19 protein-coding genes and 1 CRISPR repeat array are annotated in these 23,410 nt (G+C 59.1%); of the genes, 13 read left to right on the top strand and 6 right to left on the bottom strand.

Annotated elements, in window-relative coordinates:
- Positions 1 to 36 precede the first annotated feature (36 nt).
- From BMYO_RS03435 to BMYO_RS03420, 4 genes are all read left to right on the top strand, one after another.
- Positions 37 to 414: a hypothetical protein gene (locus BMYO_RS03435; RefSeq protein ID WP_094667167.1), complete on the top strand. Its 378-nt coding sequence runs from the start codon at positions 37 to 39 to the stop codon at positions 412 to 414.
- A gap of 189 nt (positions 415 to 603) precedes the next feature.
- A complete protein-coding gene (locus BMYO_RS03430; protein WP_094667166.1) occupies positions 604 to 1,491 on the top strand; it encodes an FtsX-like permease family protein in 888 nt (295 codons plus the stop codon).
- Entirely contained in the window at positions 1,488 to 2,558 is a 1,071-nt protein-coding gene (locus BMYO_RS03425) for a hypothetical protein (protein WP_094667165.1), read from the top strand. Before BMYO_RS03430 ends, BMYO_RS03425 begins: the two co-directional genes overlap by 4 nt.
- A gap of 14 nt (positions 2,559 to 2,572) precedes the next feature.
- Positions 2,573 to 3,247, top strand: a complete 675-nt coding sequence (locus BMYO_RS03420) for an ABC transporter ATP-binding protein (protein ID WP_052382033.1) — start codon at positions 2,573 to 2,575, stop codon at positions 3,245 to 3,247.
- Positions 3,248 to 3,297: 50 nt separating this feature from the next.
- Here the strand turns inward: BMYO_RS03420 and BMYO_RS12030 are convergent, their stop codons facing one another.
- The 6 genes from BMYO_RS12030 to BMYO_RS12300 form a co-directional block, all read right to left on the bottom strand.
- Positions 3,298 to 4,035: a hypothetical protein gene (locus BMYO_RS12030; protein WP_223847562.1), complete on the bottom strand. Its 738-nt coding sequence runs from the start codon at positions 4,033 to 4,035 to the stop codon at positions 3,298 to 3,300.
- On the bottom strand, positions 4,032 to 4,511 hold the full coding sequence (locus tag BMYO_RS03410) for a hypothetical protein (RefSeq protein ID WP_233428107.1): 480 nt from the start codon (positions 4,509 to 4,511) through the stop codon (positions 4,032 to 4,034). Before BMYO_RS03410 ends, BMYO_RS12030 begins: the two co-directional genes overlap by 4 nt.
- A 317-nt stretch (positions 4,512 to 4,828) precedes the next feature.
- A complete protein-coding gene (locus tag BMYO_RS03405; protein WP_094667163.1) occupies positions 4,829 to 6,073 on the bottom strand; it encodes a tyrosine-type recombinase/integrase in 1,245 nt (414 codons plus the stop codon).
- A gap of 894 nt (positions 6,074 to 6,967) precedes the next feature.
- Positions 6,968 to 7,165 carry a hypothetical protein gene (locus BMYO_RS11665; RefSeq protein ID WP_158216939.1) on the bottom strand — a complete coding sequence of 66 codons (198 nt, stop codon included), beginning with the start codon at positions 7,163 to 7,165 and terminating at the stop codon, positions 6,968 to 6,970.
- A gap of 254 nt (positions 7,166 to 7,419) precedes the next feature.
- Entirely contained in the window at positions 7,420 to 8,016 is a 597-nt protein-coding gene (locus BMYO_RS12305) for an Abi family protein (RefSeq protein ID WP_158216938.1), read from the bottom strand.
- Positions 7,911 to 8,432, bottom strand: coding sequence for an Abi family protein (locus BMYO_RS12300; protein WP_158216937.1), 522 nt, complete (start codon positions 8,430 to 8,432; stop codon positions 7,911 to 7,913). The genes BMYO_RS12305 and BMYO_RS12300 overlap by 106 nt, the downstream gene beginning before the upstream one ends.
- A 271-nt stretch (positions 8,433 to 8,703) precedes the next feature.
- Here BMYO_RS12300 and BMYO_RS03380 point away from each other — a divergent pair, with 271 nt between their 5' ends.
- The 9 genes from BMYO_RS03380 (at position 8,704) to cas2e (ending at position 20,573) form a co-directional block, all read left to right on the top strand.
- Positions 8,704 to 10,794 carry an SWIM zinc finger family protein gene (locus BMYO_RS03380; RefSeq protein WP_094667160.1) on the top strand — a complete coding sequence of 697 codons (2,091 nt, stop codon included), beginning with the start codon at positions 8,704 to 8,706 and terminating at the stop codon, positions 10,792 to 10,794.
- Complete coding sequence (locus tag BMYO_RS03375) at positions 10,791 to 13,988, top strand: CRISPR-associated endonuclease Cas3'' (RefSeq protein ID WP_233428106.1); 3,198 nt, start codon at positions 10,791 to 10,793, stop codon at positions 13,986 to 13,988. Before BMYO_RS03380 ends, BMYO_RS03375 begins: the two co-directional genes overlap by 4 nt.
- A gap of 220 nt (positions 13,989 to 14,208) precedes the next feature.
- Positions 14,209 to 15,897 (top strand): type I-E CRISPR-associated protein Cse1/CasA, encoded by a 1,689-nt coding sequence (gene casA / locus BMYO_RS03370; RefSeq protein WP_094667159.1) that lies wholly within the window; start codon positions 14,209 to 14,211, stop codon positions 15,895 to 15,897.
- Between the two features lie 38 nt (positions 15,898 to 15,935).
- Complete coding sequence (casB, locus tag BMYO_RS03365; RefSeq protein ID WP_233428103.1) at positions 15,936 to 16,523, top strand: type I-E CRISPR-associated protein Cse2/CasB; 588 nt, start codon at positions 15,936 to 15,938, stop codon at positions 16,521 to 16,523.
- 56 nt (positions 16,524 to 16,579) lie between these two features.
- On the top strand, positions 16,580 to 17,713 hold the full coding sequence (cas7e, locus tag BMYO_RS03360; RefSeq protein ID WP_094667157.1) for a type I-E CRISPR-associated protein Cas7/Cse4/CasC: 1,134 nt from the start codon (positions 16,580 to 16,582) through the stop codon (positions 17,711 to 17,713).
- 2 nt (positions 17,714 to 17,715) lie between these two features.
- The gene (cas5e, locus tag BMYO_RS03355) at positions 17,716 to 18,468 is read left to right on the top strand and encodes a type I-E CRISPR-associated protein Cas5/CasD (RefSeq protein ID WP_094667156.1); all 753 of its coding nucleotides are present in this window, start codon (positions 17,716 to 17,718) and stop codon (positions 18,466 to 18,468) included.
- A gap of 11 nt (positions 18,469 to 18,479) precedes the next feature.
- The gene (cas6e, locus tag BMYO_RS03350; protein ID WP_094667155.1) at positions 18,480 to 19,184 is read left to right on the top strand and encodes a type I-E CRISPR-associated protein Cas6/Cse3/CasE; all 705 of its coding nucleotides are present in this window, start codon (positions 18,480 to 18,482) and stop codon (positions 19,182 to 19,184) included.
- A complete protein-coding gene (gene cas1e, locus BMYO_RS03345; protein WP_094667154.1) occupies positions 19,181 to 20,158 on the top strand; it encodes a type I-E CRISPR-associated endonuclease Cas1e in 978 nt (325 codons plus the stop codon). Before cas6e ends, cas1e begins: the two co-directional genes overlap by 4 nt.
- 49 nt (positions 20,159 to 20,207) lie before the next feature.
- Complete coding sequence (cas2e, locus tag BMYO_RS03340; RefSeq protein ID WP_094667153.1) at positions 20,208 to 20,573, top strand: type I-E CRISPR-associated endoribonuclease Cas2e; 366 nt, start codon at positions 20,208 to 20,210, stop codon at positions 20,571 to 20,573.
- A gap of 331 nt (positions 20,574 to 20,904) precedes the next feature.
- A CRISPR array of direct repeats spans positions 20,905 to 22,092; the repeat unit is 29 nt; unit sequence GTGTTCCCCGCGCATGCGGGGATGATCCC.
- Positions 22,093 to 23,410 lie beyond the last annotated feature (1,318 nt).

Raw genomic sequence — 23,410 nt, 5'->3', positions numbered from 1 at the left:
CTTTACACATTCCAAATTTCCAACAAAGGAGTAATCATGATTGTTCGAAAGAAATTTACGGCAATTGTCCTTGCGGCAATTCTGGGTATCGCTGGCATCGCATTGCCTTCTACCGCTTTTGCCGGCGGTCCGAATTATGGACGCACATGGGAAAGCAGCATTGGCGGCATCAAGGTGAATGGCTACGTACAGATTCAGGCTTCCTATAATGATGGCGGGCGTCACGCGCGTCGCGGATATCAGCGTTTCACCCGACAGGCCGGCCCCAGCTTGGATACCGGACGACTGTATACATCAGCCGCTTCCTATTCAGGAGACACTCAGGTTCGAAGCAGGACGGACTCCGTCTGGGATTCCGTATTGTGGGGCGATAAGTACGTCACGCACTATTACTGGGGTGTTGAATACTTCTGACGCATTTCTTATTGCACCCATCTAGAAATACCGTGATTGGAAAGATACGGAATGCTAAAAATTACCCGTCATCTAAAGTTTTTTTCTACATCCATTTGCGCAATATCGTTGCTGTTGGGGATGTTGTCTTCGTTTCTTGCCTGGGCGGTGTACTGGAGCGTTCTTGATTGGCGTGGATCGCAATGGGGCATGTTCGACGCGAAGACGCAACTGGTGCTGACCGCGTCGGCGGATGCCGGGCACGACGACGGAAAGAATCTTGAGGCGACGCGTGATCTGGCCGAGTATCTTTCCGGTCACGGTATTTCCCTGTTGGAGGGTTCCGTGGGGGACGGTTGGCCGGCGATCGTGTTCCAGTCGTCGGGGGCCTCCATCGGATGGGCCGATGCGCTTCCGCAAGAATGCCGGAACATGAACAGTCGCGTGGCCTGTGTGATCGAGTCGTCGTTCTCGGCCGGGCAATGGCGTGAGCATGGGGATGCACCGCTATTGCCCGCCGGGTTTTCCGTCGGCGGTGTCGTCAGGGTTCCGGGGGCGAACGTCGGCGGCAACCTGCAGTATGTGCTCCCGTTGGGGGCGGTTCCCTTGTTTCCCGGCAGCGTGTATGTGAACACGAGCGACCCGCAGCGGCTCCGGGAGATCTCGGACCTGTTCGCGCGCTGCGGCATGGACGTGACCCAACCGCAGGCGCAGTCGTTGTGGTCGTCCCTTGCCGGTGATTCCTTCGTGGGTATCACCTTGCTGTTTCTGGTACTGGCGTTGGTCTGCGCCTGCGTGTGCGTCATGACGATGGAGACGGCGAGGAAGGCCGACCTGCATGTCAGACGGCTGTTCGGCGCCACTGGCAGGCAGGTGTGGGCGGGCCGGGTGCGTGAGGCCGTTGTCCCGATCGTGGCCGGCGTGCTGGCAGGAACGGTGTTGAGCGCCGTGCTCATCACCGTGGTGTCGGGCAGGACCGGCATCGGCCCGGCGGCCGCGTTCGCCGCAGCTTTTATCAGCGGCACGGTCCTGACGGCGCTTGTGACGGCGTTGGCTGAATGGCTCGGCATACGATCGAATGACGAGGTGGAACGATGATCCATGAACTGATGACCGGCGTCCGCATGGGATTGAGGCGATGGGGATCGATTCTCGGCATCACGCTGCTCGTCGTCTTCGCGGGAAGCGTGTTCACGATGACGCTCAGCGATGTGCTGACCGAATCCAGCGTGATCAGCGGCGAGGCTCGTCTGCGGGCCGTCGACGCGGTCACGTTCTCCCCGCAATACCTCCTGCAGTCCCCGAGCAAGACGGACCCCAAGGTGACGGATAGTTTGCGGGACATGCTGGAGCAGGGCAGGGCGTACACCGCGATCGTCAACAACGTCGAGATCGACGATCCCGATTTCGCCAACGGCATACCGGCCATCGTCCTGATGGGCAACGTCGATGACGTGTTCCCCCGTCTGGGCCTGTGCTCCCACGCGCCCTGCGCGTCCATCGGCTACCGGGTGGACCGGGCGCAGGCGCCCGACAGTGTGCATATCGCCGGCACCGACGTCAGGGTAACCGGCACGCTGCCGGCCTCGGCGGCCATATTCGACCCGAACACCGCCGGCATCAACCTGGACCGGACCATCGTCATCCGACTCAACCCGAGTTCGCTGAACCGGCTCAACGACATCGAACTCGAAGAGGCGGTGACCAAAACGGTCATGTTCAACCCATCCCGAACCCAGCTCGACGGTTTCATCACGGGAAGCCGCGACGCCGGCCTGATACTCGTGCCGCACCGGCTGAACACGGAGCAGCCCCAACGCGACAGGGATCTCATCGTGCGCGCGCTGATGTACCTGCTCGGACTGTCCGCCTTCCTCGCGCTCACCGTCATCGTGATCATCCAATCATTGTCCGTGACCCTCGCACGGGAGCGGCCGGCGATGCTCGTCCGCCGGCTCTACGGCGCCACCGCCGCGGACGAGGCGATCCGCGTCGCCGGACTCATCCTCATCATGCTGCTGCCCGCCGCCGTGGTGCTGGCATGCTTCCAGCTGATAGGGGAACCGGTGGCCACCGCATCCCGGACGATGATCGCCGTCATCCTCGCCATGGCGGCCCTGGTCTGGACGATCGCCGTACGACGCGCAACCACACACATTCAATGAAAGAAGCACCGACCATGCCACAGACGACCATAGACGCCCGAAACCTGACCAAACGATACACGGACGGGCAGGCGCAGCTCCTCGCCGTGCGCGACGTATCCCTGCACGCCTCGGCCGGGGAGTCGATCGCCATCATGGGACCGTCCGGATGCGGCAAATCCACCCTGCTGCGCATGATCGGACTGTCCATGCAACCCACCTCCGGCTCCCTGCTCCTGCAAGGACGCCCGACGCCGGAAAACGACAAGGACCGGTCCGCATGGCGCAACCGCATGTTCGGCTTCATCCCGCAGGACTACGCGATCCTCGAAGACGAGCCCGCATGGGCCAATGTCGCCATCCCCATGGAATACGCGAAACCCAAGATCAAGCGCGCCGAACGCCGGCAACGCGCCACAGCCGCTTTGGAACAAGTCGGGCTCGCCGGCAAGGCGCGACGCATGCCCGGGCAACTGTCCGGCGGCGAAAGGCAACGCATCGCCATCGCCAGGGCGACCGTGATGCACCCCGCCATCATCATCGCCGACGAACCCACCGCGGCACTCGACACGCACACCGCCGACACCATCATGACCATGCTCCTCGCGCAATGCAGGCAAGGCGCCACGCTCATCCTCGCCACCCACGACCCACGCGTCGCAGCCCAATGCGACACCACCCTCACCATGCGAGACGGCGCATTCATCTGAAGGTTTTCGCAAGGTACAACTGGATCTGCAAGAAAAGGAATTGCCGACAATTACCATGTGGAGAGCGTTTCAATAGTGTCGAGCCCGTCTTGACGGTGTGATTCATCGAGGTTGTCCCAGTACGGGGAATCCTCGATGAGCTTGTCGTGCAGGAGTCTGATGCGTTTGCGGTCGGTGCCGCTGTGCAAGCGTGCGAGCTCCGCATCGGGATCCGGGATGAGGGATGCGAGCATGGCTGCATCATAGAGGTGACGGTCACCGTAGCCGGCGTGGTCGGCGCTGTAGGCCGCGCTCTTGAGTATCAGCGCGCCGAGCAGGTCCGGGATGCGAACCACGACTTCGGCGCCGTCCTTGTCATCGATGAGTTGGACCTGCATGCTGCGTTCCACTGCCTGCGCGCCGCCCGGCATGGATAGCACCGGTGTGCCGGCGATGGTCGCGTCAGCCCCAAGGAACTTGGGAAGGTGATCGGCGACCAGCAGGTCCACGACGTCGCCGTTCGGCGCGATCATGCGGGTCGTGTATCCGGTCAGCGTGCCCGGCTGCGTCTCGAACCCGCGAGAGGTGAGAATGCCGCGCAGTCTGGCGATGCCGCGTCGATCCGCCATGAGGTCGGCGAGCAGGTCGGCGTCGGTGGTGGGTCGTGCTGTCAATCCGCCCATGATGGCGTGCAGCTGGACCATGAGCCCGCCCGTAAGCAGCCATGATTCCGGGATGTTCGCCGCGGCGACCGCGTACACGGTATTCCACGGATGGCCCGTGTTGGGGATGCGGATTGTCGGAATCATGCCTGATGCTCCTTGCGATGATATTCGTCGATCAGCTGTTGAAGGGTTTCCATGCCGGCGCGGCGTTCTCTCGGGTCGTTGGATTCGGCCAGGTCGGCCGCACGTACGCCGAGAGGCATAGGGCCCTCACCGGCGGGAAGATCGTCGGTGACATGGAGCCGTACCCGGACCGGAGTCGCGCCTTGCTTCAACCGGCATTGCCGAATGGCGTCGTTCAGAGCATCGGCGGTGACGTAGCCTTCCACCACGTCTGTGGCGGTCAATTGGAACGAGGCGGCCAATGCTCCGGTGGCGGCGGAGGGACGGATGAGGGTTTCGACCTTGTCGAGGTTGGAGTCCCTGCACCAGTATTCGACCGTCGTCGCACGCCTGCGCGCGAGACGGGTCAGATTCTCCGCATCCATCTGCCTCAGGTATCCCCTGAGCCGGTATCGCTGCTGCCGGCCCAGCCATGGCGCGTCGAGCCCGCTGAGCATGTATAGCGCCCCGAACGCCATGTCTGGTGAATAAGGACGCCCATCCGCACCCTGCCACTGTGCTTGGCGACGTACGGAATCCTCCGTAATCAGCGAGCCGCCTCCCACGGAAAGAGATTCAAGCCGGCCAGCAGCGCGAAGCGCGCTGACCCGTCGCTCGCTCACTCCGAGCCTACGGGCGACTTCCCGCCGTGTGAGCAGCGTCCGATTCGTTCTGATAGCCATATTCCTATTGTATACAGAACTATTCCAGATTGGGAATAGTTCTGTATACACCGGGCAACAGGGCGTCTCAATCCGTATTCGTCTGCATGTGGTCATTGCGCTGCTTTGATGAAGTCTTCGGCGAGTTGGTTGACGATCTGGTTGCGGTGTCGGGCGACGATGCGCTGGTAGTGCTTGATGGCGACCTTCTCGCTGACGTGGCCGAGTTCGTCCATGACTTCCCGCAGAGTGCCGCCCTTGAGCATGAGCAGGGTCGCGTGGCTCGCTCGCAGGGATTGGAAGGTCAGGTCGGGGCGGCCGGCTTTCTCCCTGGCTTTGCGGAACTGGGCCTCCAGGGTGGTCTGGCTCATCACCGAGGCTCGTCTGGGGCGGAAGACCATGGCTTCCGGGTCCGTCCATTCGCAGTGCCTGAGCAGGTGGTCGTGAATCAGGGGAACGAGTCCGTCGGGGATGGGCACGGTGCGCCGGCTGGAGTCGGTCTTGGTCCTGGCGATGCGTGTCGAACCGCGATCCGCATAGCCCCTGTTGACGGAATGTCGCACGGTCAGGCGTTTGGCCTTCAGGTCGATGTCCTTGATCTGCAGGCCGCACAGCTCGCCGCAACGGAGGCCTCCGACGAGCGTGGCGAGTATCACCGCCAGTCTCGTGTAGTCGGGCATGTTCTCCGCGATCAGCTTGAGTTCCAGCGGCGTGACCGGTGGAACGTCCTCCCTGGCGGATCGTGGCGCGGGTGGTATGGGCAGGATGAACGGGTTGTCGCGGATCAGCGGCGGGGAGCCGTCCATACTCATCTTCGTGGCGCTGGCGAACGCCGCCTTCAGGCGCATGCATGAGCGGCGGAACGCCCATTGCCCCTCAGGGTGCGGCGCGTCGTACCAGCGTTTGATGTCCTTCGGCGTGATCTCGGTCAGGAGCTTGCCCTTGAAGCCCGGCATGAAGTGCGCGATGTCGAGATACAGGTTCCGGCGCGTGCCGCCGGCTATCCTCTCGCCGTTCGGCAGCCGGTATCCTTCCGCCCACCGGGTCACGTAATCCTCGAACGAGATCAGGTTCGCGCGCTTCCTGCGGCGGCGTTCTGACGGATGGACCCATTCCTGGATGTTCTTGCGATCCAGTTCCACCAGATGCCGTTCCTCTTCGAGCCACTGGTGCGCCTCGTGCTCCATGTCCGGCTTGAACTGACGCTGGACCTTCTTGCCCGGTCGTTTCGGGTCCGGGTACCGCACCTGCCAGGCGACGAGATTGCCTGCGGTATCGTAGCGCGGCGTCACGGTGCCGAACCTGCTCCGCCGTCCCGGCGACGGCCCCATACTGTCCTTCTTCGTCCTCGCGGACATGATGATGCTCCTTGTGCTGAATCCAAGATCGATGGCATGGCATAACGGCCTCGGAAAAATGCCACCAAAAATGCCACCAAGTGGCCGAATACGCTCTCAGTGAGCCATTGCACCTAAAAATGCACCTCTAGTGCCTTAGGCCTTGCAATCATTGAGGTTTAGGCTGATTCGATCACTCGTCACAGGTCGTTTCGACCATCAGCCGCATGAAGATGACGATAAGGAGCAACACTGCTTGCGTGTCTATTGGAAGAAAGCGGGAACCGTTGCTATGATTGATTTTGTAAGTAATGAAGGTAAATTTATTTGCCCCCGGAGTGGTGGAGATGGACCTGTACGACGCTGGGCCGTATCCCCCTCTCTGGGGGTACCACTGGCGACTGCCACGAAAGGCGTTGGAATCCTTGGGTTCCGGCGCTTTTCTGTTTTCCGGCGAAAGCCGTTTTGGTACTTGTTTGGTACAGATTTGGTACACGACCGCAATCCTGGAATCGTCGGGGACTTCCCCTATCGGATTTTCTTCGCCTCCGCGTCGATAAGTTCACCGTATAGGGGGTATCTCGGTTGTGAGGGGTACTTTGTCGCGTGTGCGGTTATGTATCTGCTTTGCGAGGGGTGCCTGAATGTCGGAACTGCGACTATGAGGGTTGAAATTGCAAGGTCGATACTTGGGGTATCGCTGTTTAGGTACCCCTTGCAAGGCAGATACATAACCGCAGATGGTCTGATGTACCCCTTGCAAAGCAGATAGCACAATTCGACCGGTTCTGGAACGACGGCAAAGGCCGTCAGCTTTACCGGTCGATCGCACGCTACGCGCTCGTCGCCACCCGCATGTCTATCCTCGCGGGGCAAACCGAAAGCTGGCAAGCCAGCAAGCCTGCCGGCAGGCAGTCAGGCAATCAAACAATCAAGCTTGGCGGCATGCAGGCGAGCAGACGCGCAAGCAATCAAACAAGCCAGCAAGCATAAAGCAAGCAATCCAGCAATCAGGAACGGAGCAGGACCATGAACGACAACCACGACGAAACCGAATAGTCCTTCGGTGGCATCGAGGATGATTCCTCGCTTGAGAATCAGATGAGCGTGCATTCGCGGCCATCGCCGCCGAAGCCGAAGCCCTAGCCAACCGACAGGCCGACATGTCGGCCAAGGAACGCCATGAAACCAGACTTGCAATCCTCGTTTCCGTCATCGTCATCGCAGGTCTTATGGTCTACGCAATCACTCACATCGTCCAATAAAGACGATTCCTCATCTCTTGTCTTTTCAAGGGTGGGCAATTCCTTGAATCCACGTCTCTGAAAAGACAGGCGTTTTCCGTTTATACAATTAAGGTGCCCCCGTCAATGAACTGAGCCATCGACTCGCCACAGTGGCGACATTCTCCATCCGTCAGGGAATCCCATGTCAGACTTCGGAATCTGAGGGTACCTATCCATGAGGGAGATGAATTTCTCCGTCCATGCGGGTCCGTCGATCCGGGACGTCAGGTAGTTCTCCATGGTGAGGAACACGGCGGGGCCGGAAGACCTGCGGAAAATATCCCAATCGTTGCCCCACCAATCCTTTGCATGGGATCCGCTGCGATGCTTCGGCAGTTTCGGCGCGATACGGGTGCTGGTTTCGTTCCAGAAGCGATCGTGATGCGCGGTCATGTTCCGAGCCTGCCGGATAGTCTCAAGCCAATTGGAGAGGATTTTGGCGTCGCCGCGCACGGCGAGATTCGGGTTGGGATTGAAGATGTGCAGCCTGGTGGCCAGCTTTCTCTTAATATGGGCTGGTGCGCCTTGGTAAAAGTTCTCCTTGAGCGTTCCGTAGCTCAGACATCCGACGATCATCCAGTACGGAGGCAGCGGATCGCTGTAGGTGTTCCGGAAATGCCTGAGGTACGGAAGATTCGATTTGGTGAACGCCGAACGTAACGAGGAAAGGCAGGACAAGTGGTCGCATAGCTCAACCCCGGGAGTCCTTCCCGTGTCATGTAGCCGAATTCGCCGCCGAATACCGATAGCTCATGGGCGAGGAAGCTCTTGAGGTATATCTCGATGGTGACGATACCGTCGAATACCAGCATCCGCAGTTCCTGATCAAACAAGTATCTATCCCAGATATCCTGAAATTGCGTACCTTGCCGGAATGGCAACGAACGCTTTGCCGGTTGCTCCAATACAGGGGTGAGGAACGGATACCAGTAGCCTTTCAGTCGGAAGTAACCGGCCTGCTCGATTCGACGCTTAAGCAGTTCCTGGCTCACTCCGGACAAGCCGTTGTCGATAAGCTTAGCTGATAAGACGTCCAATGATTTCGTCGGATGCTGCGGATAGGGGCGGAGCTTCGGAGTATCGTTTTCGTTCATCATCCCCTCTGATAAGAAAAATGCCACCCTAGTGTGCTTCAAAGAGAGGCAGTGGTGGCTTTTAACATCAATAATTATAGCGAACATGTCACCGCTCGTAAAGGTACAGGACACTCCGCACATCTAGTATCCGCAGCAGAACAATGTGCTAAATATAGTGTCTGCGTCATGTTCAACGAATTATAGACGCGGGATACCAGTCACGTCGCCGCGGCATCCGCAGCAGCGCGTAATGCGTGTCGGATACAGTTAATACATGGAATTCTCGGCAATGTCCCAGCTGTTCGGGTCCCGTGTGTTTGAGCGGGGCGAATCGTATTGGCGTGATGGCCGTGTCGAAGGTGTTACGCAGATCGCTCCCGGCATCTTTCACGGAGAGGTAAGGGGTGGTTCTCTGTATGACGTCACCATACGCGTGCATGGCCGTGGCGATGTCCAGTCCGATGCGACGGTCGTTGACTTGGCATCGTTGAGCCCGTCTGCCGGCTTGTCGACTGCGGACTGGACCATCCAATCCTGCTCATGCACCTGTCCGTCGGCTGTCTCCGGCCATTACTGTAAGCATTGTGCGGCGGTGCTGCTCGCCATCGTGCATGGCGCGTCAGACGAACAGGCTCACCATCCCGACGGTGCCGTTCCGTCGGGGCGGGAGATGGGTGCCGGCGGAACGGTCTCGGATTCGTCGTCGGCGTTGTCGGCGTCACCGGCTCGGATGCCGACAATGACGCCGACCACGATGCCGACCGACGACCCCGGGCCTATTCCTCATGACACCTATCAGACGGTTCGGTCCTATTGCTCCTCATGGTACGGCGATCATGGCCCGTTGTTGGTCTGGGATCCTCGGGTGATCGACGAATGCGAGGCAATGCGGCGAATGAGCTTTCCCTGTCTGAGTCTTCAACAAGCCGGTCGCATGACGGAAAGCGCCGTGCAGTCGTATCTTGACTTCCGCGACGATGACGACGAGTGGGATGACGATAGATGGGACGACGACGAATTCGATGAGAGCGATTGGCCCGACGGCGACGGCGTGACGGCTGCGTTCACTGGTGCGAATGATGTACTGGACAATGCGCTCGCTACGGATGACTATGAGGCCGCCATGCGCAACGCGGTCGCCGTGATGAACATCGCCGACAAGTCGCTGGAATATCTCGATTCATCGGGAGATGCGGATGAGTGCATCGAGCAGCTGGTCTGGAAGATTCGGCTGCTTATGGAAAAAGCCACGCGGGATGCGGATATCGATGCAGCGGTGCTGAAGGCGATGGCCGATATGCTTGTCGATGCCGTGCACGACCGAATTCAGGTGAGCTGGAGTGCCTCTCGAGACGGCATGGCGGCGGCGTTATTGTCACTCTCCTCGAACCCGCGTGTGCGTCACATTGCGGATCAGGCACTGTCCAATCTGGAGCACGACGCTGATTTGCCGATCATTTCGCCGTTCGCTTCGACATCGGCCGACTCGACGGTGACTGATTCGACTGCAGTTGACTCGGTCGCCGAGCTGGAGGAGGAATCGCAACAATGGCGATCGACACTGTGCGCCCTTCGGCATGATGATCTAGTGCTTGCCGGCGAATTCGACAGGGCAGAGCGATATGAGCTGGAGCATATCGAGGACGGCGCGATGGCCACATTCGCCGTCTCCCGTGCGGTGCTTGCGGACGATTTCGGGCGCGTCCGCGAACTGGCGATGCGGCATATGCGAGCGGTGCCTGAAACATCCGTATGGCGAGCTTCGGAAACGCTTCCGGAAACGACGTTCCCCTATGGATGGATAACGGTTCTGGTCGCGTCAGCCCAACGACTGGCTGACAGGGCGGAATTGGAGCACTTGTACAGGAGAATCATCGCGCACGGTGGCAAGACCATCCCATGGTATGACGATGCGACCTTGGAGGATGGCAGAGCCTGTGTGGATGGGCTGAGGAAGCTGGTCGGCGGCCGCCAGTGGCGTGAGCGCACATTGCCGGCCATCATCGAGGAATGCGAGACGCGGGATGGTGAGAATCGTATATGCGAGAACCGAATATATGAGTATCTGTTGCAATCGGAACATTTGGATGAGCAGACACTGGAATACTGTTCCCGTGTTCCGGGCGCGATCGATCGCCTGTATGATTCCGTCGCCGCATCGCAGCCGGTCCGGGCGACGGCACTGCTCTTGGAACCCTATGCGGGGGATCGTGCGTTCGTGGGTACTGTATCTCGCGCGGAATACCGCAAAGTCGCCGACCGGTTGCGCCGGGCGATTCCCTTCATGGGAGCGGCATGGGTTGCGGCGTATGCGCGCTCGCTATCGGCGAAGTATCCCCGCCGGGTCAATCTCAAAGCGGCATTGAAAGGTCTGATGTGACCGAAATATATCTTTCCGAACAGGCCCGTTCCCTATGGGGCAAAACCGATCGTCTCGATGGTGACTGGTGGCTGCCGTTGTACGTGCACATGGCCGATTCAATCGCCATGGCGGAACGCATCTGGGATCACTGGGTGCCGGATGGCGTGAAACGGGTAATCGCCCGCGACACGAACGGTAAGACAGACGGCAGGGACTATGCCCGCAGCGTGTATACGCTGCTCGCCGGTGCGCATGACATCGGCAAGGCCACACCGGTGTTCCAATCCAAGCCCATACGCTTCGATCCTTCGGATGACGGTTCCTCATCGTCGCTGGCGTGGCTGCCCGAACATGCCGGGCTGCCGGTCAGGAGCGGCCTGTCCAATCCCAACAGGCCCACGCATCCGATAGCCGGGCAAGTGATCTTCGAGCGGCACATGTGCGGCGCGTACGGGTGGGGCGGAAGCGTCGCACGATCCTACGCGAGCGTGATCGGCGGACATCACGGCACCCCATCCGAGGACCATAAGATAAGAGAGGCCTGTCTCGGCGAACCGATACGCATGGGATGGGACGCGGCGTCGAAGGGCCGTTGGATGCCCGTGCAGGACGAGTTGCTGGAGTTCGTCATCCGCCGCGCCGGATTGTCTTCGCGGGATGTCGCGACGCTTGGCATACGGCGGCTGAGCGCCGAAAGCGAATCGCTGATGACCGGATTGGTCATCATGGCCGACTGGATGGCCAGCAACAGCGACGAAAGCCTGTTTCCGCTGGTCCCCGTCCCCGGTACTCTGGCTGCATTGGGCGGTGACGTTTCCATTGATGATCGCGGTGCAGATACGGCCGTCGGTCCTGATGTGGACTCTTGGGAGGGGTTGGATGCCCGCGCCGATCGTGCCTGGCGCAATCTGCATATGTGCGAGCCATGGAAGTCGTCCTCCATTGAACCGGACATGGATGCTGCCGTCGTGGAATCATGGTTCCAGAGCAGATTCAAGCTCCCTCCGAACGCCCATCCCCGCCCGATACAACGTGAGGCGGTTCGTTTGGCCGGAACGGTGGACCAGCCTGGTCTGATGATCATCGAAGCGCCGATGGGCGAGGGCAAGACCGAAGCCGCTCTCGCCGCAGCCGAACTGCTCGCCCATCGTACCGGGCGCGGTGGCGTATGTGTGGCTCTTCCGACGATGGCGACCACCGATGCCATGTTCGGCAGAGTCCATGCATGGCTCGATGCTTTGCCGACGCAAAAGGACGAGAATGACAGGACGATTTGGCTCGCTCACGGTAAGGCGCAACTCAACGAGGATTTTCGCGGTATCATCGCGGCTTCGCGCCGCGCCATATCGTCGATTGATGCTGATGGCGATCGTTCTGAGACATCGGTACGCAAAAAAGGTAGCCCAGAGACCATGGTGTCCGAATGGATGTGGGGGCGAAAGAAAGGCGCACTGGCCAACTTCCTGGTCTGTACGGTGGATCAGGTGCTCATGGGCGCCCTGCAGATGAAGCATGTGGTGCTCAGGCAGTTGGCGCTCGCCAACAAGGTGGTCGTTATCGACGAGTGCCACGCCTACGACGCCTATATGCAGGAGTATCTGAAGCGCATTCTTGAATGGCTGGGAGGCTTTCACACACCGGTGGTGCTGTTGTCCGCCACCTTGCCCGAACGCCAACGCAAGGAGATGGCGGAAGCATATTTGCGCGGATGGTCCGCGGGGGAGCTCAATGACCACAATCGGACTGCGGATGTTTCTTCTACGGCGGATGGTCTGCCGGTTCATCCCGGACGACGTCGGCGTCGTACGGCTTCCGAGGCTTCGGAACGTATGGGACTGAATGGTCGGTCGCCGGTCGGGGCGTCGATGGGGAGCCTGTCCCAGTCCGAGACCGAGGCGTATCCGATGATTACCTATTCCTCCGGTGCGCGACTCCATACGATGCCCGTTGCGTCGTCCGGACGTGCCATGCAGGTGGCGTGCAGGATGTTGGCGGACGATGACGAATCGCTGATCGCCTTGCTTGACGGCCTTCTGCAAGATGGCGGTTGCATTGGTGTGATATGCGACACCGTGGACCGTGCGCAGCATGCGGCGCAATTGCTGGCCGGACGATATGGCGGCGACACGGTCCGGTTGACGCATTCCCGGTTCGTGGATCTGGACCGCATGGATAACGAACGCGAGCTGCGTGAACTGCTCGGGCCTCGGAGCACGAAGGCGAACGGCAGGCGTCCTGAGCGGCTGATCGTCGTGGGAACGCAGGTGTTGGAGCAGTCGCTGGATATCGATTTCGATGCCTTGATTACGGATATCGCGCCGGTGGATTTGCTGATGCAGCGTCTTGGCCGTGTGCACCGTCATAATCGCGGTGAAGCGCAGCTGGACCGGCCTCCGCGCTTGCGGGAGGCCGTCTGCTATATCCGTGGGATTGCCGAGTGGGAGGGGATTCCGCGGTTCGATGCGGCGGTGCGAGCCGTGTATGCGGAGGCGTCGCTATTGGAGACGTTGGGTGTGATGGCGCTGACGGAACCATCATCGGTGACGCTTGCACGTCTGCCCGAGGATATCGCGACCGTTGTGCGTCGCGCATATGGCGAACATGCGATTGGGGGGATTCCTGAACAGTGGCGGGAAACGTACGAGAAGGCGATTGTGCAACGCTCGGCCGAATGGGACAGGAAGCGGTCGCATGCACGGTCCTACCTGTTGAAATCGCTGTACGACATGGATGCCAATGGAAACACCCTGACGGACTGGTTCAAAAACAGCCCGCTGGACGATGGGGATGATGATAAGGGACAGCGCGCGGTTCGTGATACGCAGGAAACGGTCGAAGTCCTGCTGCTGAGGCGGCAGGAAGGCGCCATTCGTCTGCTGCCGTGGATTAGCGACCCTTCCCACGGTATCGAACCGGGTGCCGAAGTGCCGACGGATTCGGTTCCTGACGATCGTCTGGCACTGCTGGTGTCGCAGTGCGCCGTTCGTTTGCCGGCGGCGATGGGCAGGTACGACGCGATTGATGCGCTGATTCATGAGTTGGAGGAGAGGTGTGGTGAGGAGACGTTGCTGTGGACGGAATCGCCTTGGCTCGCCGGGAAGCTGACCGTATTCCTCGAGGACGATGGTGATGGCGCGTTGCATGCCACGATCAACGGTTTCGATGTGGGGTATGACCGTGGCTCCGGGCTGGTCGTGTCCAAGACGGGGTGAGGCGTCGGGGCTTGCGGTCATGATGAAAAAGTCCCTTATTGGAGGGATGACCCAGTGAAAAGGGTAAGACATGGAGTGTTCCCCGTATGCGCGGGGTTGAGTGTATTGATGCCATGCCTTACCCTTTTCTCGTTGACAATTTTTTGCTCACATGCTATCGTAAAGTCATCGGATCAACCAATGCCGTCATGGAAGACGGTGGAAAGGGCCGGTGGTGGCAATGGGTGGTGCCACTCCAGTACGGCGGTTCAATCTTCTTGACGAACCATGGATACCATGCATACTCTCCGACGGGCGCCTCCGGGAGCTGTCCCTGTGCGAGGTCTTTCGCGAGGCGCCGCGCATCCGTTCGATTTCCGGCGATCTGCCGCAACAGAACATGCCTCTGATGCGTTTGTTGCTTGCGATTCTGTATTGCGCGTACTGCGACACGGAGGCTTCCCGGTCCGATGCCTTGAATCTGTGGAACTACCTGTGGAGGCGGGGATCTTTTGACGCGGATGTGCTCGACGGGTACTTCGACGAATTCCATGACCGGTTCTATCTGCTGGATCCGGAACGCCCGTTCTATCAGGTACCCGGTCTGGCATATGTGGGTGACAAGGAATACGATCCGGTCGGGGAGATGATCGCGGATGTGCCCAAACCGGACAAATTCCTGTTCTCCATGCGTTCGCCGAACGCCTTGGAATCCATCGATTTCGCTCAGGCGACCCGTTGGCTGGTGTTCCTGCAGGCGTATGACACGGCCGGTATCAAGTCTCCCGTGATCGGCAACACCCATATCAACAAAGGAAAGGTGTACGCGCCCAAGGGATTGTCTGGCACCGGATGGTTGGGCGTCATAGGGCCGATCATGGTCGAGGGCGAATCCCTGTTCCGCACACTGCTATTGAACTGGTGCCTGTATGACCCCGCCGATGACGGCGTGCGTTTGTTTGGCAACAAAGACGACGTACCTCCTTGGGAATCAGATGATTTCCCCGGTCCTGACCTGACTGTACGCACCGCGTTCACAGGTCCGGTGGATGCCCTGACATTCCAATCCCGTCGTCTACGTTTGGTTCCGAATGACGATGGCACCCGCATCGTCGGCATGGTGAACTGTTACGGCGACGTCATCGCAGCCTATGACACCGATGCATGCGAGAAAATGACGGCATGGCGTGTCAGCGAGACCCAACGGAAGAAGCTGGGACTGCCCGCGCCCCCGCTAATGCCTGTCACCCACGATGCCGGAAAAGCGTTGTGGCGCGGGTTGGGGCCGATACTCGCGGTCGCCGATCGGGACCTGCGCCCGGGGGTGCTCCGGTGGGTCGAAGAGTTGCAGACAAACGGATGTTTGGACTCGCAGGAGCACGTCCTTGCCGTGTTCTCGATCCATACGCAGGGCATGACCTATGGAACCCAAAGCAGCGTGTATGAGACCGGCATCGATGACGTGTTGACGTTGCCGTTATCCTTCTCGCGTAGGGACTATCCCGCCATTAATACCGTGGTGGACATCATCGATAAAACGAGCATGTCCGTCGATCTTGTGCTTTCGAACTATGTGCGCAATCTTTGCATCGCCGCTGGTGACCATGCCGCGGGAGGCAGGGCCCAGGCCGCTGCCGATCATGTCCGTGAAGACGCCTATGCGCGTCTTGACGTCTTGTTCCGCGACCGGTTGGCTGGATTCACTGCGGACAAGGATTATGAATCCTACGGGAACGCTTGGCGTGATGACATCCATCGCGTGCTCGTTACCATCGGCGGGGAGTATCGGTCCGACGCTAATGCGCCGATGTTCGTCGAGCGTGATTCCGGCAGGATGGGACTGATGAGCGTCGCTCGCGCCACGCAACTGTTTCTGGGCGGATTGAACAAATATCTGGGCACAATTGCGAACGACAGGAAAGGGGTGTGACTATGCGGCGATATTTCTCCAGCGACACTGCGAAGGAAGTGGGTCTCTTCGTCAACGGAAAGGTGTTCCGGCTGCAGAACGAATACACCAAGCGGGATGGTGGGACGCCATATTCCCGGGCGGCGTTGGCCCGGCTGCGACGCGATCTTGACGGCAGCGCGCCGTCGTGGATGCTGATCGGCGGGGACCTGTTCGGGGAGTGGCCGCAGAGTCTGCCCTCTCCGGAGGAGGATCCGGCGGTGCTTCGCGCAGTGAAGGCCACATTGGAGTTGTACGCACTTCATCAGCAGTCACGGCGCCATGGGGTCGCCCAAAGCGTTGAGAGCGCCCGTACGAAACGGATGACCTTCGGCCGCGCATGCCGGCTGATTCAACCTGATCCGGAACATGACGACGGAGTAAGACGCAGGTTGGCCTCCGCCGAAGCCGCTCCGGATTTCAATGGTGTGATACGCAGCGTACGCGCGCTGATTCTGCTGATGCGAGGGACCGGCGATGGTTCGATCACGCTGGATTACCGCTCCTTGGCCCAAGATCTCTATCAGGTTCAGTTCCCGGACTCTCGTGCGGAGGTCTTCCAGCGGTGGAGCATGGATTACCATGTCGGGTCCACCGTCTCCCAATAACCGGTAACGTTGCCGTCTGCCGCGAACGAAGTAACAACATTCGAAAGGAAAGCATCATGTTCATTGATCTGTATGGTTTGCAAAACGTGCCGCCGAGCAATATCAACCGCGATGATACCGGTAGCCCGAAAGTCGCATATTATGGCGGCGTGCTGCGCTCCCGGGTCTCCTCCCAAGCTTGGAAGCGGGCCATGCGGGAGATGTTCCCCTCGCTGCTGGAGTCTAGCCGTCTGGGCGTGCGTACGAAAAATGCGGTCGCCTTGATTCGGGATGCGATCGTTGCCAAACGTCCTGAACTGGCCGAGGAAGCGGAGTCTATGGCACAATTCGCGCTGTCGGCCACCGGCGTCAAGGTCAAGGAATCGGATCGTGCCGGCAAAGACAAGGGATCATTGGCCACGGAATACCTGATTTTCATTGCATACCGGGAAATCGGGCAGCTCGCGGACATTGCTATTGCATGGCATGATGCCGGCATCGATGCGGCTTCCAAGCCGACGGCGGCGATGAAGAAGGAGATTGATGCGGTGTTCCATGGGGTCCAAGCTGTGGATATCGCCTTGTTCGGTCGCATGCTGGCCGATGCGCCCGATCTCAACACCGACGCCTCGGCGCAGGTTGCGCATGCGATTTCTGTGGATCGGGTCACACCCGAGTATGACTACTTCACCGCCGTTGACGACTGCGCTTCGGAAGATAACGCCGGAGCCGCCATGCTGGACACCGTCGGATTCAATTCGTCCACCTTGTACAGGTATGCGACATTGAACGTCGATGCATTGCAGGACCAGTTGCGGGATGCGACCGCCACAGTCGAAGGTGTGGCGGCGTTTGTCGAGGCGTTCATCAGGTCAATGCCGACCGGCAAGCAGAACACGTTTGCAAACCGTACTTTGCCCGCTGCGTGTGTGGTGATTATCCGCGACGATCAGCCGATTAACGTGGTCGGTGCTTTTGAAGATCCCGTGCGGCCGGCGGAAGGCGCGTCGATTTCACGTCAGGCGGCCGTGCGTTTGGGACGTAAGCTGGCTTATGTTCATGCGGCTTACGGGGAGACTCCGCGAAAGGCATGGAACATCACCGCGGATGAATCCGTACCTGAACTGGACGCTGTGAGCAAGCATGTGTCGTTCCCGGAGATGAAGGCCGAGTTGAAGGCCGCTCTTACGCAGGCGCTGTCCGAGGAGTAGACATGGTTGTATTGCTACTGCAGCTTGCGGGGCCAATGCAATCATGGGGTGATTCGTCGCGTTTTGTGCGTCGTGAGACACGCACCGAACCGACGAAAAGCGCGGTGATCGGGTTGCTCGCCTCCGCTCAGGGCCGCACGCGGGAGGATGCGATAGAGGATTTGCTGGGTCTGCGGTTCGGCGTGCGCGTAGAGCAGAGAGGACGAATCATACAGGATTTCCAGACTGAAAAATCTCTGGCCCGCAAGCGAAACTCGCGTGATTTCGACAAGGTGATGCCGTTGACGTATCGCTATTATCTGGCCGACGCCCGTTTTTTGGTCGCGCTGGAAGCGGAAAGGGCCGTCTTGGACGGGCTGGATCATGCTCTGCGACAGCCTCGATGGCCGCTATATCTGGGCCGTCGATCCTGTCCGCCGGAATTTCCGGTCACGTTGGGCGTCCATGACGAGTATGTCGATGTGCGTGAGGCGTTGGAACGGGAGCCGTGGCATGCGTCGCGATGGTATATGCGGCGATATCCGGAACAGCAGTTGGAGATCGTCTGCGATGCCGTGGACGACGAACCGTTCCTGACACAGCCTGATCTGCCGGTGACCTTCAGTCAGAAGGATCGTCGATATGCAGATCGGGCGGTTCGCCGGTACCGCATCGACAATCCCGGCATCGATAATGCCGCATCCCGTAATGCTGGGGGCGGCGCGCCGCCGTCATTCGCATCTACCGGCGATGCCGACCCCATGAGCTTTGCCTAGGAGATGTAATCATGTTCATTTCTCGAGTGCCGCTCAATGCGGCCAGATTCAGTGCCCGGCAGCTGATGGCGTCGCCGTATCGCATGCATGCCGCGGTGGAGAGCGCGTTTCCGCCCGGCAGCGTTCGTGAAAGCGACGAAGGCCGTATCCTGTGGCGTCTGGATGTGCTGGCGCAGGATCATAGTGTTTGGTTGTATGTCGTGAGCCCGGAGGCGCCTGATTTTTCGCATATCATCGAGCAGGCGGGATGGCCCACGCGGATGGAATGGGAGAGCAGGGATTACTCGCCGTTGCTTTCCCGTATCGGGATTGGGCAGCAATGGCAATTTCGCCTGAGGGCAAATCCGGTGCGCAAAGCCAAAATCGATAAAGGGCTGCGTCCCAAGGCGGACGGCGAGAGTGTAGTGGGCAAGATTCAAGGGCATGTGACGGCTGCGCAACAGTGTGACTGGTTGGTCGCGCGGGCCGCCGGCCATGGGTTCGAGATTCTTCCCGACGATTATGATGAGCCGTCGGTGACGGTCAGCCAGAGACATCAGGAGCGGTTCGGACGTGACGGTAAAACCGTGACCCTGACCACTGCGGTATTCGATGGTCGCCTGCGAGTGACGGATGCTGATTTGTTCCGACAAGCGCTGTGCCATGGCATTGGCCGGGCAAAAGGCTTCGGATGCGGGTTGTTGACTGTAGCTCCCATTCGAGAACCGCAGTCATGAAAAACAGGAACCGCGTACCGGGGACTCCTCCGCCCGAACTCGATGAACTGGTCCGAGCGGAGGATCGCATGTCGTTTGCCTATTTCGAGCATTGCGTAATCAACCGTTCCGACAATGCCATCACGGTCGCTGATGCTGTAGGAACGGTGCATGTTCCTGCAGCCGCATTAAGCGTGCTGATGCTTGGTCCCGGGACTTCCGTCACGCATCAGGCCATGACGGTGATAGGGGATAATGGTGCCACGGTGATTTGGGTGGGGGAACGCGGCGTTCGCATGTACGCGTTCGGCAAGCCATTGACGCATTCGTCGGCGCTGCTGCAGGCACAGGCTCGTCTGGTCTCCAACACGCGGACGAGACTGGCCGTGGCACGGGCGATGTATCAGATGCGTTTCCCCGATGAGGACGTTAGCGGTCTGACCATGCAGCAGTTGCGCGGGCGTGAAGGCGCACGCGTACGTCGTGTGTATAGGGAGTGTTCGGCGCGCACCGGCGTCGCGTGGGATAAAAGAACATACGACCATGACGATTTTGAGGCCGGCAATGAGATCAATAAAGCCCTGTCGGCCGCGCACACATGCCTATACGGCTTGGCGCATTCGGCGATTGTGGCGCTTGGCTGTTCTCCGGGATTGGGATTCGTCCATGTCGGTCATGAACGTTCCTTCGTCTATGACATTGCGGATTTGTACAAGGCTGAATTATCCATTCCGGTGGCGTTTGAGATTGCGGCGCAACAACCTGCCGATATTGGGTCCGCTACGCGGCATCGAATGCGTGAGGTGGTATACGATCTGTCCATCATGAAAAGGATGGTGCGGGATATTCGCAGCCTATTGGGAAACACTGAGCCGACGGATGATGCTGAGACGGATCACGTTGGGTTATGGGATGACAGACTCGGGGAAGTCGCTGCCGGCGTCTCCTATGGCGAGGATTTCGATGAGGATGTTGGCGGTGATTTCAGGGAATGACGGTTCCGACGGTTCTGCTGATTTCGGATGGTAGGAGGGGCATGCCGATATGGTCGTAATAGTGCTGACTGCTTGCCCTTTGGGACTTCGCGGAGACCTTACTCGTTGGTTGCTTGAGATTTCGGCTGGTGTGTTCGTCGGACACGTCAGTGCCAAAGTGCGTGACCGTCTTTGGGAGCGCATTGTGGATTTGGTCCGTGACGGACGGGCGATTATGGTGTATTCGGCTCGTAACGAGCAACATCTTGGTTTCCGGGTGCATCATGCTGATTGGACGCCGGTGGATTGTGACGGGTTGGAACTTGTGCAACGTCCCAACAGCATGTCCAAGAGTAAAACGCAAACTGAATCGCAATCTCGACGTCCCGACTGGAGTAATGCCAGCAAATGGCGGGCTGCACGTAGATATCAATAACAACTTCCATGCTGGTGCCGAAGTCGATAGCAAAGATGTTATTTCCGCCGTACCCAGTTGGGGCCGATGGCGAAGTCTGTTGGAGAGGACTGCCGTAGAGGACTGTCGTAGAGGACCTGCGATGTGTTGTAGCTCAGCAGCGGCTTGCATATTGTCCGGTATCTTGCATATTGTCCGGAATCCTTGCACTTTGTGATGGAAATCCGCTGGTGAATTCGCTGTAGGGGAGTGGCTGATGTAGGCGACTCCGCAAATAGTGCGGAGAACGAAAGTGAAGGAAACAGATGACGACGCATCCATATATCCCTTGAAATTGCTACACTTTGCAAGTGTGTTCCCCGCGCATGCGGGGATGATCCCCCGTTGAAGGCGTTGGTGATGCCTTCGGCGGCGTGTTCCCCGCGCATGCGGGGATGATCCCCGGATACGCGAACGATACCTTGCCGCCGCGCGGTGTTCCCCGCGCATGCGGGGATGATCCCGCCAGCAAACTCAACGCCCCCACCGTCAACGGGTGTTCCCCGCGCATGCGGGGATGATCCCATCGAAGACCACATCCCCCCAAGGACGTTCACGTGTTCCCCGCGCATGCGGGGATGATCCCATTTTTCAATTATCAATCTGCATGTCCACCTGGTGTTCCCCGCGCATGCGGGGATGATCCCCGTCTGCGCGGCGCGTTCCAAAACGCGACGGCGTGTTCCCCGCGCATGCGGGGATGATCCCACGCAACCGGAGCCATGTACTTGCGACATGATGTGTTCCCCGCGCATGCGGGGATGATCCCGTCATGTTTTCAATCGGACGGCGACCATTCTCGTGTTCCCCGCGCATGCGGGGATGATCCCGCGAACGACGGTGACGCCATGCGTGCGGCGACGTGTTCCCCGCGCATGCGGGGATGATCCCCGTCAATTAGGACGCCTGTTCACTCAAGGGCGGTGTTCCCCGCGCATGCGGGGATGATCCCGAGGCGACGGTGCTGCCGGTGTTGAGGGTGCGGTGTTCCCCGCGCATGCGGGGATGATCCCTGCAATCACCAGTGCGGACAGAATGTTCGTCAGTGTTCCCCGCGCATGCGGGGATGATCCCCGAGAATGCCCAGTGGCACGCAATATCTCACGGTGTTCCCCGCGCATGCGGGGATGATCCTCATGGTCGGAACGGGATATCACGGGCTGATGAGTGTTCCCCGCGCATACGGGGATGATCCCAACAGGTCATGGCACTCGCTTTGGCTAAGGCCGTGTTCCCCGCGCATGCGGGGATGATCCTCAATCAGGTAGGCTCAATTCTACCAATCGCAAGTGTTCCCCGCGCATGCGGGGATGATCCCCTCGCGGATATCGAGACAGTGGCCGAACTCGCGTGTTCCCCGCGCATGCGGGGATGATCCCGGGCACGGCACCCAAGTGAACGACGACATCCAGTGTTCCCCGCGCATGCGGGGATGATTCCGTGGTCGCCGGGACGCTGGAACCCTACCGTGTGTGTTCCCCGTATATGCGGGGATGATTCTGATTCACCCCATGTCGTCCCGTCCAGTCATGGAGTGTTCTTCTACAGCGCCGAGGAACTCAACATCGAACTCGGATTATGGCTAGTGGGCCGGAACCTGACTGAGCAGGTGAAGGCCTAGTGATGACGGATGGATACAGTTAGCATAGTTTTTCAAGTCGCGAAAAGGAAGCTCATGCATGGACCAAATATAGTCATTAATACTGGTCCTCGAATACCCAGCCGAAGATCTCCGAAGAATGAGCTATCCAAGCCTGCATGATGTGGCGTAATGCTGAACGTGAAGTTCCGCATGTCGGAGAAGCGGGACGATTATATGGTGGGAATGGGCGGGAACTGTGGCTGGCTGAGCTCACCATCCGGGGCGCAGACCGGACCGACGCTTCTCGTCTTTTTCCTATCGTCGTAATACCGTAATTCGTTATCACCATGTCAGAGCTACTCCGACAGAGCTCCGACAGAGCTCCGACATACTCCGACATCCTGTCTATATCTTGTCGTGGCAGACTCAGTCCTCCGAGCAGTACTGCTTGGAATCGTGCGGATTTAAACCATGCCAGAGCAGCAGCGCAAGAAACCAGAATCCGCACGACTAGCACAGCCCCGACTGCCGGGGCCCGCCAAACATGGTAAATGGGTATCTCGGTTGTGAGGGGTACTTTGTCGCGTGTGCGGTTATGTATCTGCTTTGCGAGGGGTACATGAATGTCGGGACGGCGACTATAAAGGTTGAAATTGCAAGGGTGATACTTGGGGTATTGCTGGTGGGGTACCCCTTGCAAGGCAGATACATAACCGCAGATGGTCTGATGTACCCCTTGCAAAGCAGATAGCACAAAGCGGCGATGCCGCTGGTGTCCCGCATCAACAATACATTGATGAATTCACTACCTCTCAGACCCACTTCACTGCCGGCCAGCTCGTCCTGCAATTTCAGACGCACTCCGTGCGCAGCTGATTGGCTCGCCTGTCGGCTTGAACGTTGCCCTACATGCAGTTTTGCTGTCTGCTTCACGGCAACGTCCTGACAAGGGGAGCCAAAATGGCGTTCATCCCGCGAATGTGGATGCGGCCGACTGGTTCGTCTGTCGGCTTGCGCGTTGACTGCATGCAGCTTCTGTGTTTTGCTTCACGGCAACGTTATAATCACGAACTTCTGACACAGACCGTTAGTATCCCGCGTCATTAATTCGTTGATTATATTTGGCTCCCCTTGTTAGGACGTTGCCGTGAAGCAGACAGCGGAGCTGTTTGCAGGCAACGTGCGAGCCGACAGGCGAGCCAGCAGAACACGCGCGAAGCGCGTCCTTAATTGCAGG

Source organism: Bifidobacterium myosotis, from assembly GCF_002259745.1.
GTDB lineage: Bacteria > Actinomycetota > Actinomycetes > Actinomycetales > Bifidobacteriaceae > Bifidobacterium > Bifidobacterium myosotis.
This window is presented reverse-complemented; position numbering and strand designations above follow the sequence as displayed.